The organism is Vibrio sp. S12_S33, from assembly GCF_963889785.1.
Lineage (GTDB): Bacteria > Pseudomonadota > Gammaproteobacteria > Enterobacterales > Vibrionaceae > Vibrio > Vibrio aestuarianus.
Genome location: NZ_CAWPQZ010000015.1, coordinates 30,649 through 49,667, shown reverse-complemented (window position 1 = coordinate 49,667; position 19,019 = coordinate 30,649). Strand labels below are relative to the sequence as shown.

Annotated in this window: 14 protein-coding genes and 3 pseudogenes; 7 read left to right on the top strand and 10 right to left on the bottom strand. The window is 42.2% G+C overall.

The features are described from left to right. Window positions 1-42 precede the first annotated feature (42 nt). Both mngB and AACW06_RS09245 read right to left on the bottom strand, forming a co-directional pair. Window positions 43-2,682: a mannosylglycerate hydrolase gene (gene mngB / locus AACW06_RS09250; RefSeq protein WP_192074843.1), complete on the bottom strand. Its 2,640-nt coding sequence runs from the start codon at window positions 2,680-2,682 to the stop codon at window positions 43-45. A gap of 145 nt (window positions 2,683-2,827) precedes the next feature. Further along, window positions 2,828-3,298, bottom strand: a pseudogene (locus AACW06_RS09245) (fructose PTS transporter subunit IIA); the annotation flags it as partial. Between the two features lie 272 nt (window positions 3,299-3,570). Here AACW06_RS09245 and AACW06_RS09240 point away from each other — a divergent pair. The 3 genes from AACW06_RS09240 to AACW06_RS09230 all read left to right on the top strand — a co-directional run bounded on the left by AACW06_RS09240 (window position 3,571) and on the right by AACW06_RS09230 (window position 7,065). Then, window positions 3,571-4,293 carry a GntR family transcriptional regulator gene (locus AACW06_RS09240; RefSeq protein ID WP_192074842.1) on the top strand — a complete coding sequence of 241 codons (723 nt, stop codon included), beginning with the start codon at window positions 3,571-3,573 and terminating at the stop codon, window positions 4,291-4,293. Window positions 4,294-4,532: 239 nt separating this feature from the next. Beyond that, window positions 4,533-6,155, top strand: coding sequence for a PTS fructose transporter subunit IIC (locus tag AACW06_RS09235; protein ID WP_192074841.1), 1,623 nt, complete (start codon window positions 4,533-4,535; stop codon window positions 6,153-6,155). Window positions 6,156-6,339: 184 nt separating this feature from the next. Beyond that, window positions 6,340-7,065: a GntR family transcriptional regulator gene (locus tag AACW06_RS09230; RefSeq protein ID WP_192074840.1), complete on the top strand. Its 726-nt coding sequence runs from the start codon at window positions 6,340-6,342 to the stop codon at window positions 7,063-7,065. 363 nt (window positions 7,066-7,428) lie between these two features. Here the strand turns inward: AACW06_RS09230 and AACW06_RS09225 are convergent, their stop codons facing one another. The 4 genes and pseudogenes from AACW06_RS09225 to AACW06_RS09210 form a co-directional block, all read right to left on the bottom strand. Then, window positions 7,429-7,791, bottom strand: coding sequence for a hypothetical protein (locus AACW06_RS09225; protein ID WP_238336664.1), 363 nt, complete (start codon window positions 7,789-7,791; stop codon window positions 7,429-7,431). A gap of 1 nt (window position 7,792) precedes the next feature. Then, the gene (locus AACW06_RS09220) at window positions 7,793-8,464 is read right to left on the bottom strand and encodes a hypothetical protein (protein WP_192074839.1); all 672 of its coding nucleotides are present in this window, start codon (window positions 8,462-8,464) and stop codon (window positions 7,793-7,795) included. Between the two features lie 257 nt (window positions 8,465-8,721). Then, a pseudogene (locus AACW06_RS09215) lies at window positions 8,722-8,988 on the bottom strand (type VI secretion system PAAR protein); the annotation flags it as partial. 518 nt (window positions 8,989-9,506) lie between these two features. Then, window positions 9,507-9,950: pseudogene (locus AACW06_RS09210) on the bottom strand (IS5 family transposase); the annotation flags it as partial. 257 nt (window positions 9,951-10,207) lie between these two features. On the opposite strand from AACW06_RS09210, the gene cspE reads away from it, so the two are divergent. Then, on the top strand, window positions 10,208-10,420 hold the full coding sequence (cspE, locus tag AACW06_RS09205) for a transcription antiterminator/RNA stability regulator CspE (RefSeq protein WP_010317961.1): 213 nt from the start codon (window positions 10,208-10,210) through the stop codon (window positions 10,418-10,420). A 536-nt stretch (window positions 10,421-10,956) separates the two neighbouring features. Here the strand turns inward: cspE and AACW06_RS09200 are convergent. The 3 genes from AACW06_RS09200 to AACW06_RS09190 are packed head-to-tail and all read right to left on the bottom strand — an operon-like array spanning window position 10,957 to window position 14,183. After that, on the bottom strand, window positions 10,957-11,430 hold the full coding sequence (locus tag AACW06_RS09200) for a response regulator (protein WP_192074838.1): 474 nt from the start codon (window positions 11,428-11,430) through the stop codon (window positions 10,957-10,959). Next, window positions 11,417-12,754, bottom strand: coding sequence for an ATP-binding protein (locus AACW06_RS09195; RefSeq protein WP_192074869.1), 1,338 nt, complete (start codon window positions 12,752-12,754; stop codon window positions 11,417-11,419). The genes AACW06_RS09200 and AACW06_RS09195 overlap by 14 nt, the downstream gene beginning before the upstream one ends. Before the next feature lie 7 nt (window positions 12,755-12,761). Then, complete coding sequence (locus AACW06_RS09190; RefSeq protein WP_192074837.1) at window positions 12,762-14,183, bottom strand: SLC13 family permease; 1,422 nt, start codon at window positions 14,181-14,183, stop codon at window positions 12,762-12,764. A gap of 394 nt (window positions 14,184-14,577) precedes the next feature. Here AACW06_RS09190 and AACW06_RS09185 point away from each other — a divergent pair, with 394 nt between their 5' ends. The 3 genes from AACW06_RS09185 (at window position 14,578) to AACW06_RS09175 (ending at window position 18,496) form a co-directional block, all read left to right on the top strand. Then, entirely contained in the window at window positions 14,578-16,209 is a 1,632-nt protein-coding gene (locus AACW06_RS09185) for a methyl-accepting chemotaxis protein (protein ID WP_192074836.1), read from the top strand. Between the two features lie 66 nt (window positions 16,210-16,275). Continuing rightward, entirely contained in the window at window positions 16,276-17,499 is a 1,224-nt protein-coding gene (gene alr / locus AACW06_RS09180; RefSeq protein ID WP_192074835.1) for an alanine racemase, read from the top strand. A 145-nt stretch (window positions 17,500-17,644) separates the two neighbouring features. After that, window positions 17,645-18,496 carry an EamA family transporter gene (locus AACW06_RS09175; RefSeq protein ID WP_192074834.1) on the top strand — a complete coding sequence of 284 codons (852 nt, stop codon included), beginning with the start codon at window positions 17,645-17,647 and terminating at the stop codon, window positions 18,494-18,496. A gap of 46 nt (window positions 18,497-18,542) precedes the next feature. Here the strand turns inward: AACW06_RS09175 and AACW06_RS09170 are convergent, their stop codons facing one another. Then, on the bottom strand, window positions 18,543-19,016 hold the full coding sequence (locus AACW06_RS09170; RefSeq protein WP_192074833.1) for a DUF2947 domain-containing protein: 474 nt from the start codon (window positions 19,014-19,016) through the stop codon (window positions 18,543-18,545). Window positions 19,017-19,019 lie beyond the last annotated feature (3 nt).

Sequence of the window (19,019 nt, the reverse complement as noted above, 5' to 3'; positions counted from 1 at the left end):
GCACCATGTCCGCCCAGTAGCTTGGGCGGAGTCTGTATTGGTTTAGAACTTAACTAGGAACGACTTCGCCTGACACGCTTGGAGCACGCCAAAACTCTGGCTAGCGACTTCAGTATCACGTACTCGTTCATCCATGCTGGTCTCTTGCCATGAAGTGACCGTGCTAGTGAAAGCGACGCCATCTTCTATCTCACCAGTTTCTGCTGGGTTGTAGACACGTAGGATCAGTGCATCTTCATCTTCTGCTTTCTTAAGTACGCTAAGCACCGCGCCTTTCTGCGTTTTAGTAAGAAGCGAGTAAGTTATCGGCTTGTCTTGCTCACCAACGTTTAGCTTCATAGCGTTGTACGGGATCTTGTTGTAACACTCGATTGGCGTTACATAATCTCGTGCTTTAGCCATAACGTTGGCCTCGATATGGTTACCAGCAAAACCAAGTAAGCTGAACTCACACGCTAACTTGCCACGCGTTTGCGAATCTGGAGTTGGGATCTTGATGCCTGAAGGACGTCCCGGACGTAGCAACAGCTCCTCTTTACCCAGTACGCCGACACCACGTAGCAAAGTTAGTGCGAAAGTGTCACGCTCTTCATTGCTTTGGCTCGAAACCACTTCAAACTCACGCAGGCCATTAGTCATGAACGCCAAACCACCAGTTTGATTCTCTACTGCTGCAAAGTTCATCAGTTGATAAACCGGTACTGGAGCTTCTTTCCAGCCTTCTTGCTCCCACACTTGCATCGCAGGGTCGTTGGTTGGACGTGTGATTAGACCAAACTGGTTATCTGCCACCACATTTTCAGATACAAATGGCGTTGGAATTAGCACGCGCACACGGTGATCATCTGCTTGGTTATCTAGCTCCATGCGAACTTCGATACGGCGTGAACCGGCTTTAAGTACCACTTGACAATCGACATCGACAAATCCGTTTCGTCCTGTGCGCTCTTCGCGCTCTTGCAGATTAGCTGGTACATCCATTCGTAGTTTGATGCTAGCAACAGATTGGAAGCCTTCATGTTTAATATCGGTTTCTACCTTGAACTCATCTGAGTAAAGCAGCCACTCCTTACGAGATGGAGAGTAGTCGTACTCATCACCATCATCTGAACCATCTTCAATTCGCAGCACTTGGTCATAAGTCATCTCAGTCTCTTTATCCAAGATGGTTAAGGTACCGTTGTCATTCACTTTAATGGTGTAGAATTCGTTCTCTAGTAGGTAGTCTTTCTGATCGGCAATTTTTTGAGTGCCTTTCTCGTTGCCTTGGATATGCAAAGTGGTAAAGCCCATCGCAGGTACAGATTGTTTAATCTGAATATCGTACTCAATAAACGGATCATAGTTACCATAGTGAACGATTTGGCGGTCAATTTTGCCTGGGTCGATCACTCGCTGATCTTGGATGAAGTACTCAACTGGGTTGCCATTATCATCAAAGATATTGAACTGCTCTGCACGGATAGTGATGGTGGTGTTTATCACCTCTTCACGTTCGTATGGCGATAGGTTGAAGAAGGCTAATTTGTCGCAGCCTTCATGAGCTGGCATATGGTCAACGATTTTACGCTTGTAGAATGTGATCAGATTGCTCGCCATATCGTCGGCTAGGATGTAGCGATTAAGAATCTCAGCGTGCACCTTGTCTGAACAGCAGCAACCGATAGAGTCGTGGGCATGGTTCTTCATGCTCTCTTTCCACATCTTCTCAATCAGACCGTGGTGGTATTCAAAGCCTAGTGACCAAGCGATAGAAGCGAGCGGTTCTAGGATATTGACGATCTTGTTCTCTACCTGAGCATGGATCAGCTTTATATCCATCCGAGTTGACGAAATCGTACGGTGTACACGCATGTATTTACCGTCGTTAAACTCGCCTTTTACGGTGTCTAGTTGATCGCGCTCTTGCTTGATGCGGTCGAATACCTCTTCAAAGCGACTCATCACAAACTCACGTTCCGGGTAAACCTCACGCAGCTTGTCCATCACCTCGAAGATGTCTTGTTGGATTGGCATCTGATCGTGACCATTTGGTAGCAGAATGTCTTTGGTCACTGACGGCTTTTCTAACACAGGGAAGTATTTGTCTAGGCGAGCACGCAACCCTTCTTCATCTTGAGGTAGGTACTTACCAATCGCATAACCAAGAGGCAGTACTTGTGCCGAAACTTCTGAACCATCATTAGATTGCCATAAGAACTCAGTTTTGTTCGTACCGTGACGCTCAGAGCAACCGCGCCAGAACATTGCAGTGTCAATATCAAAGCCGTTATAGATCATTGGCAATTGTGAGCTCATTGAGAATGAGTCTGGCAGGTAGCCAATTTTCATTGGCTCGCCTAACTCTAGACAATCACGTAGGCCATACAACATATTACGAATGATTGACTCACCACCAACCTGCATAGTGTCGGTTTGAGAGTACCAAGGACCAACAATAAGTTTGCCCGCCTGAACTAAGTCACGTACACGCTCTTTGTTTTCAGGCTTGATAGCAAAGTAGTCTTCAAGGACCGCTGTCTGGCCATCGAGTACATAGTATTTGTATTCTGGATCGCTCTCCAGACGTTGCATGATCTCTTCCATGTTGTTCACCAAAAGAATACGAGACTCTTCAGTGGTGAAGTACCATTCACGATCCCAGTGCATGTGTGGGGTAATATGAACGCGTGATTTAGTCATTGTTTTGTACCTGTAAAGACTGTGCTATGCGACTTAAATGAGTAATGGCTTTTGAGTAAACGCTGAGTTATCCAAATAACTTTGAAGCAATAGAGCCAAACAACCCTTTCTTCTCTTCAACTACTGGTGCAGGTTCTTCTGCTACCTCTTCAACTTGCTCTTCCTCATCGCTAAGAAGTGCAAAAATTTCTTCTACAGTAGTCGCGCTAAGTACCGCTTCACGAATTTCATCATCAATCAAAGTGCTTGTCAGCTCGGTCAACAGTTGCATGTGTGTAGAACCCGCTTCAGCATTAGGAATAGCAATTAAGAAGATCAGATTTACATCCTCTTCTTCATCAATGCCCTGCCATTTCAAATCTTGTTTTAGGGTTGCGACAGCAAATGCTGCTTCTTTCACTGCGTCGGTTTTGCCATGTGGAACAGCAAGGCCTTCACCTAACGCCGTTGCTCCATGATCTTCACGGGCAAACACCGCCTTTAAGTATTCTTCTTTGTCGTGCAGCTTGCCCTGTTGATCGAGCTGTTCAGCGAGTGCTTTAATTGCAGCGTCACGACTCTCGAACGTCGTTTGTAGATTAATCAGTGATGAATTTGTAAGCGTTGTAAGGTTCATAGTTTTAGCCCCGTATTCACGTTCTTTTGGGTTATCTGTTTACGTGCCAGCAATAATACCAATCAAATACAAATAAACCGTGATCCAGATCTCGATAACATCACGAAATGTATTAAGTTGGAGTTGGCAAATGATATTTGTATTCTTTTTAATTTGTTAAACTGCGTGAAATTCGTATTATCCAAGTCAAAGGTCACATACGAAGACCTGTTAGAACGGTTCTACAGGTTAATAAGCAAGAGACTATCTAGGATATGACGACAAGATTACCCATGTACCGACAAATCGCTGATGCCATTAGAGATAAGATTAGCACCGGCATCTACAAGGTTGGTGAGGCACTACCCACAGAGGCACAACTGCGTGAAGAGTTCTCTGTCAGCCGAGTAACTATACGCCAAGCCCTTAAGCTTCTAATTGAACAAGAAGAGCTAGAGAGCATTCAAGGTAGTGGCACCTATGTGAAAGAGAGCAAAATAAACTACAACATCTACCAGCAGAGCAGCTTTGCTGAAAAGTGGGCTCATTTGCAGGGAGTAACACACAGTGATGTCTTATCCTTTGAAGTGCGAGCAGCCTCACTAACGATGGCCGAGCACTTGGAAGTCAACGAAGGCGAGCGCGTTTTCTACATCAAGAGGGTGCGATTCCTAAACGAGACCGCCATTACGGTTGAAGAGACTTGGATGCCAACAACTATGTTCCCAGACCTCAGTTACCAAGTGATGCAAGGTTCGAAATATGACTACATCGAAAAACAGAAGAAGATAGTTATAGATAGAAGTGAGCAAGAAATCATGCCCGCACTTCCACCAAGTGACGTGGCGGCATTACTTGGTATCGACCCTACAGAACCCGTTATAGAAAAGCGCACTCGCGGATACCTAGAAAATGACACCATCTTCGAGTACAGCCGAAACTATTTCACGACCAACAATTATAAATTTACCCTCACCGCAAAGCGCCAAAAGAAGAATACAAGCTATTCTATTTAAGTAAGGGGTTTATTATTACATGTCGTCGTGTATTTAATTCATGTTATATTTCAATGCCATAGCGTCATAATGCAATTTTGTATTAGTTTTATATCAACAAAAAGAAAAACAAATTAAAAAATAAATAATACAACTTGTGAGAATTATCACAGATGGTTAAAACAAATTGAGTAAGAATATAATCATTGAGTGACCTATCTGTTACTCAAATGACGAGAGACGACGCAAAGGAACATCAGATGAAAATCTTAGCGATTACAGCATGTACGGCCGGTGTAGCGCACACCTACATGGCGGCTAAAAATTTAGAAAAGAAAGCAGCCGCGCGCGGTTGGGAAATAAAAGTCGAGAAGCAAGGTGCGAATGGCCTTGATGGAAAACTAACCGCACAAGATGTCGCGGAAGCCGATGGTATTATCTACGCTGTTGACGTAGGCGTAATTGAAGCTGAGCGCTTCGAGGGCTTAACGTCTGTGCAAGGTAAGGTTAAAGATGGCATCAAAGCCGCTGATGAAATGCTTGATGCACTCGAAGAGAAGGTCAAAGCGGGTGGCTCAAAAGCAAAAGCAAAAGCAACCACGACTGCCAACAAGTTTGCCGAGAAGGAAGAGAGCAACGACAATATGATCGTTAGCTTCTTGAAACTTTGGTACAAGGGCGCCCTTTCAGGCGTATCTCACATCATTCCTCTTGTTATTATCGGTGGTCTTTGTGTAGGTCTTCTAAACCTATTCTTCGGCTACGATTACACCCACCTTTATGATGAAGCGATACTGGTTGAATACACGGGCAAAACATACGCAGACCTAGGCATTATTAACGCTGCTGAAGGATTAGCTAACAGCGAAATTGGTGCGATTAAGAAAGAAGTTTACGCCGCTATTGCCCAACCGGAGGCCAAAGCGCAGTTTGAGTCTTCGTTCCAAGGTATTATTCACTTCTTATACTACAGCACGTTAAAAGCCTTTAACCCACTGTTAATCTGTGTGCTTGCAGCATTTACAGCTTACGGTATGGTTGGTAAACCTGGTCTAGCTCCTGGTTTCGTCGGTGGTTTCGTCGCTGTTGGTGGCGGATTCGGTAATATCTCTATCGTGACTGGCGGCTTCCTAGGTGGCTTAGTAGCAGGTGCAGCAGCAGCCTTATTTGTTATGCTTGTCCGCCAGATCAAAGTACCGAAAGTACTAGAATCAGTGAAGATGATCATCATCACACCTCTACTAGCCGGCATTGCAACACTGATCTTTATGTATGCAGGCCCTGGTAAGTTCTTTGCGATGCTTAACAGTGGTTTGGTCGATTGGCTAACATCAATGGGGACGAATAACCTACTTATCCTAGGTTTCATCCTCGGTGCTATGGCTTGTTTCGATATGGGCGGCCCTGTAAACAAAGCGGCTTACCTATTCTGTATCGGGGTCGGTACTAGTGGCGACTTTGCTGGTGATGCATCAATCTTCTACGCAGCCTTTACTGCTGCGAAATGTATCCCAGGTATGTCACTAGGTATTATGTCTGTGGTATTCAAACGTTTCTTCGACGAAGAAGATCGCTTGGCAGGTCCTTCAACCGCTATTTTAGGTTTCTGTGGTATCACTGAAGGCGCTATCCCTTATGCTGTAAAAGATCCAATGCGTATCATCCCCGCTCATATGATTGGTGGTGGTGTAGCGGCTGCATTAATTCTTTCTTCTAAGATTACTATTGGTACCGTAGCTGGCGGTGCAGTGTTCATGCTACCTGTTATTGGTAATCCCGCTGCCTGGCTTACTTACTTCATCATTGGTGTCGCCGTTTCAATGGTATTGACTATCGGACTAAAAGTAATGGGAAAGAAGAAGCTAGCTGAAGCGAAAGTTTAGTTCCCCTTAACTCAAGATGCTCCAAAACTCCAAGTCGCCCCCTCGCTTGGAGTTTTTTTGTATTACCCGCTAGATCTTTAGCAACCTTATCTTGTATTCAGTGCTTTAATTCGTATTATTAAGCCTCTAGGGGGAAGCACAAGTTGTTGTTACCCATCTCTTTTGTATTACTTTCGAGGTTTACATGGCAAGACTGCCCCTCTACCGAAAAATAGCTGGCGCCATTCGAGAAAAAATCAGCAGTAAGATTTACAAGGTGGGTGAGGCGCTCCCAACAGAAGCTCAACTATGCGAAGAGTTTTCTGCCAGCCGAGTAACTGTTCGCCAGGCGCTTAAACTCCTGATCGAAAATGAAGAACTAGAGAGCATTCAAGGTAGCGGCACTTACGTTAAAGAGAACAAGGTTAACTACGATATCTACCAACAAAGTAGCTTTGCGGAAAAGTGGGCTCATTTAGGTGGGATAACCCATAGCGATGTGATTGCCTTTGAAATTCAATCTGCCTCATTAACACTAGCAGAGCACTTAGACATCAACGAAGGTGCTCGAATTTTCTACGTAAAGCGAGTTCGTTTTGTCGATGACAACCCAATCACCGTTGAAGAGACATGGATGCCAGTCGAAATGTTTCCTGATCTAACCTATCAAGTGATGCGAGGATCGAAATATGATTATATCGAGAACCAGAAAAAACTGGTGATAGATCGAAGTGAGCAAGAAATCGTTCCAATCCTACCATCTGACGATGTTGCTGAGTTACTAGGCATTAGCCCTGCCGACCCGATCATTGAGAAGCGCACTCGCAGTTACTTACACGACGACACGGTATTTGAATATAGTCGCAACTACTTTAAATCCAGTGACTATAAGTTCACTCTAGTCGCAAAAAGGCGTAAATCTACCCGTTAACCTGTGGACGTTTTGAGTAAAATTGTAGAACGCTCGAACTGACTATTCAGATTACTATTAATAGGACAAACTCTTATTAACAAGATATATACCCTTCCTACTTGAAGTTGCAGCTGTGTTGGCTACGTTCGCTCACCCCAATCACATAGTTTATCTATACTCATAGGGATGAACTCACTTGCCGCCTACCTTCAACTTCAAGTAGTTTAGGTATATATGAGTAAAAACACTAACACCGAATGGGGCAGAAGTAAGTTGAGTTTTAGTGAGCAGTGGCATTGCTCTTTGGCTTTTCTGTATATGGAGGCCCCTCGCTGGCTTGATCTTAAAAGTATCAAACCACCAAGGTATGATTCCGTATTACTAGTTCTGAGCAACTTTGACCATAGTTTCACCATTTATGAGGTCAATGTTATCTCCAAAGTAAGAAGCAATGTCATCAGGTTTGATTTTATCAAGCTTGCTTCCTGAATATTTAAAGGTACCTTCATCACATACGTTATCTGGAGTGCCACACAGTATCTTCACCTTATAATTAGGATGATTTGACTCAAGCATTCTGAAGCCAACACCTCCATCAGGTGCTGAGAGCCACAACATTTCACCAAGCATTTGGTGTTGCGTTGATGCTGTTTCTTCAAACCTGAAGAAGGTGAAGAAAAGAACTAAAAGTGCTAATACCGTTGCTGCTCCTAAGATTAACAACCACCTTATTATTTTTCTCATATTACTCCGATACGACTAACGTATTTGTTGAGAAGTCGTAGTCTAAATCGACTTCAAAAAGTTGAAATTGTTCAATGTAAGCGTTTGGAATTACAACAGGTGGACGCCAGCTTGGGTCCAACTCTAGATGCTCGGCGAGATCTATTACAAATGTCATACAGTTGTGACTATCCAGATCATAAGGGAGTTTGTCAGGACTGTTATTACTGCTCATTTTATTTTTAAGCCAGCTATCTCCCCTTGCAAAAAAGCTTCCCCTTAAGACCACACCAGAGATTCTGCCGCTTTGTTCTGAGCTTTTTGAGATTGATTTCAATATTTTTTTCAGAGAGCTTTCGGTAATCAATCCGTTGATTAGTTTCACATTTGGAATTGAGACCTTTCTGACATTTTCTGGAATATCGGAAGCTCTGTTCGGGTAACGACCATATTCGTAATACCTCGTCACTCCGGTCTCTCCGTTAATCAATATGACCCCAGCATGCCCGAGGTACGGTACTTTCACTTTAGGGGTCGTAATATCTAACCCAAATAGATCGAATGTCTGTTCGCTTGCAACAAGAATTTCGTAATCAGGGAATACTATGGGTATCAGGAAATCTTCTATACCGGAGACATATATTTCATATGGAGTTACATCGGTAACTGGGGTTGAGGATACAGTGTCAGTCATTAATGGCCTCCTAAGAACCATTTCTTAGTTGGTTTAGGCTTGAGAGATACCGTTTTTATCGAAGCACCTTTTGTTAGGCCTTTTATTTCCCCTTTAGCGTTGGACTTTACGACTTCTTTTGTGCCATCACTGAACACACAAATTAACTCCATTTTGGAACATACCGAGCCCGAGGAATCCTTAACCAAAAGATTGATATCATATAGTTCTTCAGCAGCCGCAATAATTATTTTTGCTAAAGCAGCTGAAGGGGCGTCCCCAATATTGACGGTTCCGCTTCCAATAGTAACACCGCCACAGCTTATCGCTCCTCCGGTAATAGCTGCCGCTTTTCCATCGATCTTTACCGCAGATGAGCCTGATGCAATAGCACGATCATGTGGAGGGTGTTTAGGTTTATCATGTGGCTCTAAAGGATCTCCAACTCTAGCTGCAGCTGCGGGAGAACCATCAAAATTGACTGTAGGAGATCCAGCGATTACAGGTGTTGGAGGAAAGCCATCATGCTCGGTTCCTTGAGCCCCCTACTTTAACTGCTTTAGCCATTTCGCAGGTCCTTCACGATACTTATAGTGGGTGAGACTTTAATTTCATATTTATTGTTATACAATGAGGTGCTTTAATAATATGGATGAAGATCAATAGATGTTATTTGAGCCGTTTAGCGTAGTTCTAGGGGTACCTATCCTAAATTATCGTTTACAGCGCTATTTCTGTGATGATTAAGCCTAAATTGAGAAATCTCGTCTAGAGGGGAAAAGTTAGTTCATAGAAAACTATTAAGGTTAGATCGGCTTTCTAAATTGAACATTTGAGGTCAAAAGTAAAAAAATCTGCTACACATTTGCTAAAAAGTAAGGGGCCTGAGAAGAGCTATCACTCTCAGGCATTTCTGTATATCGTGGCCCTCGCAAACTTGAACTGCGGACTAATCGTTTATGAGTAAAGGTCTACTTTCATTCCTGCACTATGTCTAACCGATACTACTGTGATGAAACTTTACGACACTAGGGCGTGTTGATCTTTGCTGCACGTTTTATACTCAGCAATGCATTGGTAGCCACATTAACATAAATGCCAGCGATACTATGCTGGTATAGTTCCTTTTCAACTTGTCATATCTAGTTGATATTGCTCGATAATTCTTGATTTTAGCAAACGCATTTTCAACTAAATGACGATACTTATATAGACACCAATCCATACTTTCCTTGTCTATATCTTGCCCATAGTTGCGTTTAGCTATGACGGTTGTTCCACCTTTTAATTGGACAAAATGTCGAAAGGGGTCACTATCATAGCCGTTGTCACAAACAATGGTATCCACTTCATCTAACGGTTCTACAAGGCTTTCGGCATGGACAATATCGTGTCGTTGCCCCTCAGAAAGGTCAAAACAGATAGGTAATCCACCACTGTCTACAGCTAGATGGATCTTAGTTGAATTACCGCCACGACTCTTTCCAATGCACTCGCTATCTGCTGTCGTTCAACTCAGAGAACAAATGAACTGTATGAAACTGATTTGTTTTTTATTTATAAAAAACATTAAATAAATGCTTTACTTTTAACTTGCACCATGTGAAACTTAATTCGCTCTGTTGAACAGGGTTATTAATGTAACAAGTAAGCCAAAGTTCCCTTTCAGATTCAATTCTAAGTGTCCTCTAGTTTCATAGTCTCATTATAATAATTCGTCTCAAAGCAACACCTGTATTTTAAATTTTTTATAAGGGACATAACATGTCTAACACAACTACTGGCACAGTAAAATGGTTCAACGAAACTAAAGGTTTTGGTTTTATTTCTCAAAGCAATGGCGGTCCAGATGTATTCGTACACTTCCGTGCAATCGCTTCTGAAGGTTTCAAAACTTTAGCTGAAGGCCAAAAAGTATCTTTTGTTGTAGAACAAGGTGCTAAAGGTCCTCAAGCTGCTAACGTTCGTGCTGAATAATTTCGCATAAGCGTATGAGCGTTGGTGACTAGCCAACGCTCTTATAAAACCCGCAAATTAGATTACATTTTCCAAACTTCTCTATCAAACTTCCGCTTAGTTTCTCTCTGTTTTACTCGTTCGAACACTCAGCCATTTTTGAAACAATCGTTTTGACAATTATCATCTAAACAATAATTTTTTATATATGAAGGATATTTATTATTTCTCGTACAACTGGAAGAAAGCGTTTCTGGTTTGCTAAATCTAAAGCAATACCAAAATTACGCCAACAATATGAACATTAACTTTAACATTCAAAATCACTCCTGGAATGCATCAATACACCAACTTAATAGCGATATTTTAACAAGACATATATTAAGCCAAGAAAAATGTATTTTAAATACTCTTCATCTCTATTTTTTATATGATGAAGCGACTCAGCAAGGTGACGTTTTAAATTCTGATAAAGAAAACATCGGTTATTTTAATCTGACAAATTAACACCCAAAAACTTTAATTGCCACCATTAAAGTTATTTGGGCATTATTTTTCTATCTTAACCTTTCAAAAACAATATTTTGGTCAAGCTCACTCTGATATTCTGTATAATCTAAACCTTGATCAAAAATAAACTCCGTAACTAAAGTACGAATAGCTTGAACAAGCTCTTTAGCATTCCAAGGTTTTTCGAAATAGCGCTGTATTCCTGCTGTATTAATCGCATTAATAGTATCAGTGTGGGTTGCCTGCCCTGTTAGTAATACTTTTTTAGTTTTAGCAAATCTTGAATCTGCAGCAATTTCTGTCAGCAGTTCTACGCCGGTTTTACCCGGCATCACATGGTCAGAGATCAATACAGCGATATACTCTCCTTGTGCATCAAACTCATCCATAAGGTCGAGCACTTCATGTGCTGACTCACAGTCCTCAATATTTAACCAGACTGCCAACGGCTGAAGATCTTGCAAAATAGCGCTAAGCACTTCCCTTTGATCGTCGACACAAATAATATTAAGCTTCTCCATAATCGCCCTCAATTGGTAACTTGATTCTAAATATTGTTCGCTCGCTATCACTTTTCAGTGCTACGTTTCCACCATAACCGGAAACAATACGTTTTACTATTGATAGCCCGAGTCCTAAGCCAAACGACAACCCACCTTTTTTTGTTGTAAAGCTAGGTTGAAATATTTTACGTCTGGTTATTTCATCTATTTCTGGCCCATTGTTTGCAATCGTTATTAATATACGTTGCTTACTCAACCTAGTCTGTATTTCTATTTCTGGCTTATCTGTTTCAAGCATTGCATCACAAGCGTTTTTTATAAGGTTCACCCAAATCTGTACTAATTCGGTTTGTGAACCTTTAAATATAGGAAGAGATGCAGGTCTGATACGCACACTAACCCGACGCAAATCACTTTGTAATAAAGCGAGAGCTCTGTTAATGGTATCGTTAATATCGAACTCTTCTTGTTGGGTTATTTCTGTCCGCCCCAATTGTTTAACAGACTTAACGATTCCGACAGTATGTTTAGAAGCTAAACGTAAATCATGTAAGTCTCTCCCCATTTGCCAATAACGAATAGCGAGATGGGGATTCTTTAGCCAGTGTGCCGACAAATAATCGTCAGCAACAGCTTTTGCTAAATCACGAGCAATGGCTTTGGGCAAAGCATATTTTTTTTCAAACAGAACTCCTCTTTTTCTTGCTTCGCTAGACGATACTTTTTGGCCATATAGCAAACCAAAATCAAAAAACTGGCTGGCTTCAGGATGTACTTCTTCAAGTAACTCCATGAACAAGATTTCCAAGCGTTCAGACTTACTACTGACTACACCAATGGCATTATTAAGTTCATGGGCAATGCCCGCGGCTAACTGCCCTAAAGTTGTCATTTGTTCAGCTGAATGAAGTCTTTCTAGCGCTCTTTCTTTAGCTAGAGACTCCTGTGTTGCACGGCGCTGTCTGCGTGAAAGCTCATTAACAATAACAGGCGTAAATTGCGCGGTAAGAGGACCAAATTCTTTTTCATCTAGCACGGTTGTTGAGCGATCAATCCACGCAAGTTCGACGTCGGTTTCGGCCATCACTGTTGACGATGCTGTCCACGTCCCAGAAAAAAAACTGTGTACACCAATAAAAGCTCCCACACTTGCGGTAAACACTTTGGTTTTTCTCTCATCCTTTTCTGAGTAGTGGCCTGAAAGTTCACCAGACCATACATAGTAAAGTCGATCATTATAACCTTCTTGTTCAATCACAACGCTGCCCGCAGGAAGCTTGACCATTCGCTGCGGGTGGTGAAAGTAGCGCTCAATTAATGCCGTAAATTTCTGATCCGCCATAACAGGTTTATCCAATATGACCAACGGTATGTAAAATCCATACCATCAAGAAACTAAGCAATACACCAACGATGCCAAGAATAACGCCGACTTTGGCCATTTGGTTGCTTTGTACATGGCCAGTTGCATGGGCTAGTGCATTAGGAGGGGTGCTAATGGGAAGTGACATTCCCAATGAAGCGGCGAATGTAACAACAAGAATCAAGGTAATCTCTCCACCAAGTGGTGTCAGTGATGCCATAGAAGCCCCTAATGCTGCCATAATCGGCATCAACAAGTTTGCTGTTGCAGTATGAGACATGAAGTTGGCCATCGTCAGACACAAGAATGCCGCACCAAATAAAACAACGTAAGGTGAAAACTGATCAAATGGTATGCTGTTAACCATCAGTTGCGCTAAACCCGTTTTATCAAGCGCCAAGCCTAAAGCGATACCACCGGAAACTAACCACAAAACATCCCAGGAAATCCGTTTTAAATCTTCTTTATTGATAATGCCCGTTAGCGAAAAAATAGCGACAGGTATCAAGGCTACAGTATAAGAATTCATGCCATGAGTTGAACCCATAAGCCAAAGCACAATGGTTAATGCAAAGGTGATGTAAACCATAATCGCTTTCGGCGTTTTTAGAAATTTTCCTTTAATTGTCAATTCAATATGTTGCTGCTCAGCCTTGAACATTGATCCAATTAGAAACCACGCTAATGCCATCATAATAATGACAAACGGTACACCAAATGCCATCCACTCACCGAACGTGATTAGATTTTCGCCAACAAGATATTTAAGCGCAATAGCGTTAGGCGGTGTGCCTATCGGGGTTCCGATCCCACCTATATTAGCCGCGACAGGAATACATAAAGCAAAAGCAATTCGCCCTGGATCTTTGGGACCAAATACAGCTATCACCGGTGTTAGTATCGATAACATCATAGCGGTGGTCGCGGTATTGGACATAAACATCGAAAAAATACCGGTGATCAGCATCAGACCTAACATCACATACTTAGGATTATGACCAAAGGGTTTAAGCAGTACGCGGGCAAGGTTTACATCCAAGCGATATTTTGTGGCTGCCATAGCCAGAAAAAAACCGCCTAAAAACAGCATAATGATAGGGCTGGCAAAGGTCGCCATTATTTCATTGTATTTCAACAAACCTCCGAAATGGGGCTGTCCTTCTTCCAGGCGGAAAAACCATATTCCTTTATCAGATAACATCAGCAGCTCTAACACGATCACCACAACAGAAGTGGCATAAATAGGAATAGGTTCAAATACCCAACAAAGTGCGGCAAGTAAAAATATGGCAATCACTCGTTGCTGAATGATCGTCAACCCATCAAATGGAAACGCCGATACCGGCAGCATTAAAATGGCCAGTGGGATAAGGATTGGGAGAATAAATTTTAAGTAAGGACGTACCATATAAAACTCTTCCTGAGTATTGATTTATATACGTAAATTGGAGCGAAGCCCCAATTTCGAACTGCGTCCCATTATGTGGTATTCGAACAATGCAAAGTTTGGCTTTAGATCAATGAATAAAGGTTACGCGCTAAGCAATTGTGAATAATGTGTGCTAGGTTGCAAATTACACATTCATCCTCAGCACAGGTTTACAATCAATTACTGAGTATTTAGCCACAAAAAATTAACGACAATTGTTTTAAATATCTACTAATCTAATAGAACAAATATCGTTTATTTATTAATTGCATGATATCATGCGCGACTTTCAGGACTTAGCTCACATTGTCATAAAAATGGATGTTGCTCGCTTTGGCGATTTTAGGCAATACGAATCAAAGGTAACTCATTCATGTTCTTACGAAATTTTTCTATTGGCAAAAAAATTGCACTGGCTTTTAGCATCATCGCTATTATCAACTTAGGTTTCGGCTTATTCCTTATCAGCGAACTAGGAAAAGTTAAGAATGAATTACTTAACTATACAGACGATACCCTTCCTGCGCTGCAGAATGTTGATAGCATCAAAGACAAAATGTCTTATTGGCGTCGTACCCAATTTTCCGTTTTACTTCTAAAAGACCCAGCAAAAGTAAGACAAACTCTTAATCGCAATGAACAGGTTCGTAAAGAGATCGAATCGAGTTTAGAAGCGTATGGCAAAACCGTTTGGCCGGGTGAAGAAGAACAAGCCTTTAGACGTTTGATGTCTGGTTGGGATGATTACACGTCGACGATGGAAAAATTCGATACCGCAATGATGGCAGCAGATAGTGATACGGCATACCCACTATTAGCCAACTCGTTGGCTCGTTTTCAAGGTATTGAATCAGAGATGGACTCTCTCATCGCTATTTTACAAAAAGCGATGGATAAAAACCGCGATACTATTTTAGCGTCCGTAACGAATTTAAACACCACCTCTATCATCAGTAATATTGCGATTTTTACGTTTATGTTTTTAATGACTCTGATTTTGACTCGTCTAATTTGTGGTCCTCTGAAAATTGTTGTAGACCAAGCTAATGCTATCGCAGAGGGTAACTTAGCTAATCAGATAGATCGCGATGCTATTGGAAACGACGAGTTGGGTGATCTTGCCGACGCTTCCGAAAAAATGCAGAACAACCTACGTCAATTAATTGAAGAAATTATCGCAGCAGTAACTCAATTAAGCAGTGCCGTCGAAGAAATGACTCAAATATCGGATTTATCAGCGAAAGGCATGAAAGAACAGCAGTATCAAGTTACACAAGTTGCTACCGCGATGACACAAATGAAAGCTGCCGTGGGTGATGTTGCGCGTAATACTGAAGATTCGGCATCACAAGCCATGGATGCAAACGCTAAAGCTCAAGAAGGTGCTCAAGATAATGCAGATATGGTTCAATCTATTCAGCAAGTAGCTACAATTATTACTCAAACGGGCGAAACAGTGTCAGAGCTTGAGAAGCAGTCTACACAGATTAATGTCGTGCTTGATGTCATCCGCAATATTGCTGAACAAACCAACTTATTAGCTCTCAATGCTGCCATTGAGGCGGCTCGAGCAGGAGAATCCGGCCGAGGGTTCGCGGTGGTTGCTGATGAGGTTCGCACCCTTGCAGGTAGAACTCAGGCTTCTACAGGAGAAATTACGACCATCATCGAAAAATTACAATCGATGGCCAAGCAAGCCAAAGAAGCAACGGAGAACTCTCGCGCCAGTATCGAGACTTGTGTGACTCAAGGTAGCCATTCACAACAGTTAATGCTCTCCATCGAAAAATCGATTGCCCAGATTGCTGATATGGGAACCCAAATCGCAAGTGCGTGCAGTGAACAGGATTCTGTTGCCGACGAATTGAGTCGAAATATTGAAAATATCCACGTGGCTTCGCAAGAAGTGGCGGAAGGTTCTGAGCAAACCGCACAAGCGTGTAAAGAACTCAGCCAACTATCTGTGACACTTCAAGATGCGATGGGACGTTTCAAGCTTCACTAATTGCACCTTACCAATACAGAAAGCCCCAGATTGGGGCTTTCTAGTTTCTATATAATAGGAGATTCAATGAACTTAAAAGCTTCTTTTCTCACACTTTCTATTGCTATGGCTTTACCTTCTTTTACCATTTCATCTGCACCTTTAAGCCTAAGTACTCAGCAGCCATCGATTCAAGACATCCAACAGTCCAACTCTTGGCTTGAAATCGATCTCGGCCAATTTAAACAAAATATTGAACAATTTAAAAACCACATCAATGCGGGTACAAAAATATGTGCCGTGATGAAGGCTGATGCTTATGGGAATGGTATACGAGGTTTAATGCCAACCATTCTTGCTCAAGAGATTCCATGCATTGCGATTACAAGTAATGGAGAAGCAAGAGCTGTCCGAGAAAGTGGTTTTAAAGGCCAGTTACTCCGAGTTCGTTCTGCTAGCCTAGATGAAATCGCACAGAGCATAGAATTAGATATTGAAGAGCTTATCGGTAGCCAAGTTCAGGCTGCGCAGCTGGCTCAATTGAGTCAACAAAAAGGCAAAATTCTGAAAGTACATTTGGCATTAAATGATGGCGGCATGGGACGCAACGGCATCGATATGTCGACCGAAGCCGGAAAACAAGAGGCCGTCAACATCGCAACCCAAGACGGTATTAAAATTGTTGGGATAATGACCCACTTTCCAAACTACAATGCTGACGAAATACGTAGCAAATTAGCCAGCTTTAATACCCATTCAGCTTGGTTAATTGAGCAAGCTAAGCTAAAACGTAGTGAACTAATTTTACACGTTGCTAACTCATACACCGCACTAAACGTTCCTGAAGCCCAACTCGATATGGTTCGTCCTGGCGGTGTGTTTTATGGTGATCTACCTACGAACCCTGAATACCCATCAATTGTTTCATTTAAAACTCGCATTGCCTCACTTCATCATTTACCACAAGGCAGCACTGTAGGATACGACAGTACTTACCGAGTGACGAGAGATAGTGTCTTAGCTAATTTACCCGTAGGTTACTCTGATGGTTACCCGCGAAAAATGGGGAATCGCAGTGATGTATTGGTTAACGGACAGCGAGCTCCAGTTATTGGGGTAACCTCGATGAACACCACATTAGTTGATGTTACGAACATAAAAGGGATACTACCAAATCAAGACGTCACTCTGTTTGGCAAGCAGAAGCAAGAACGAATTACCGTTGCTGAAATGGAAGAAAATGCCGAACTGATTTTCCCTGAGTTGTATACCATTTGGGGAACAGCTAACCCACGTTTTTACGTAAAATAATATTAAGCTCACCGTGAGGCTCTAAGCTCTCACGGTGGCTGTATAACAAAATAACTCCCTCCAAATTTATCTATTGCCGAATATATAAACTGGTGTATTTTTCGGGCATAATCGCCGCATTCTCATACTGAGTTGAGCGCACATCTTGCCTATCAAGTCCCCTATATTACTCGCTATACTGTCATTATTTCTAGCGATGACGACTATTCAGTCTGGTGCATCTCTCGCAAAACAACTTTTCCCGATTGTAGGCCCCGGAGGCACCATAGCATTGAGGGTTGGTTTATCTGCTTTGATATTAGTGTTAATTTTTCGTCCGTGGCGCTTAACGCTTTCTCTTACCCAATGGCGATCGATGTTTATTTATGGGGCAAGCTTAGGTGGCATGCAGTTGATGTTCTATTTCGCGATTGAGCGCATTCCTTTAGGCATCGGTGTTGCACTTGAGTTTTCAGGGCCACTGCTAATTGCACTACTCTCGTCAAAACGGAAACGCGATTTTATTTGGGTTACATTGGCTATTTTAGGAATTATCTTCTTATTACCGGACTTAACCGATGTTGATGCGCTTGACCCAATTGGTGTTATGTTAGCGCTTGCAGCCGGAGGTTGCTGGGCTTTGTACATTTGGTTCGGGCAACGAGCAGGTAGTGTCGGATCGGGTGGCGCAACGGTTGCAATTGGCATGAGTATTGCGGCCTTATTCGCTTTTCCCATTGGTGTGTCATTAGCCGAGGCCTCTATTTGGAGCTGGTCGATATTACCCATGGCATTGTTAGTCGCCATACTATCCAGTGCCCTACCCTACTGTCTTGAAATGGTTGCCTTGAATCGGCTGTCTACTCAGCACTTTAGTGTCATGATGAGTTTAGAGCCTGCAATCGCCGCTCTGGCTGGTTTGTTGATTTTGCATGAACAGCTCAATGTGAATCAATGGCTAGCAATAACCATGATCATTACCGCTTCGATGGGGAGCACCTTGTCAGCCAAGAAATAGCTCACAATGCTTATCACCAAAAAAGCAGCCGAGGCTGCTTTTTTTATTATTTTCTATTACCGAGTTTAACTTGGCCGTTTGAATTAAACCACAATGCTTGTGAACGACGTCGACCTAGTAAGATAGGGCCATCGTCGTAGAATAAAAAATTCTTCCAATGTTTCTTAAATGTGACCCACTTGGTTTCAATCACATTGTATTTTTCATAACAAAAGTACACCGTTACATCATCTTGCCAATCAATATGGTCTAAAATGAGCTGCGGCATACTTTCATTATCACTTTCCCATTCACTCATCCAACTGGTATTGCTTATCCAGCTATCTTTTTTACGAGGCCAATCTTGAGAGCTGAGTCGCTCAGAATCAGGGCTTTGTGCACTAATATTTTCAATCCAAAATTGAGCAGATCTAGCCTGAGACATTGGCTTTATTTGAACCAAATCTTGCTCTGAAACTGGCATTGAGTTGTGTGTGAAAATCCATTTTCTTTGGTATTGGTCCAAAGGCAAATAAGACATTGA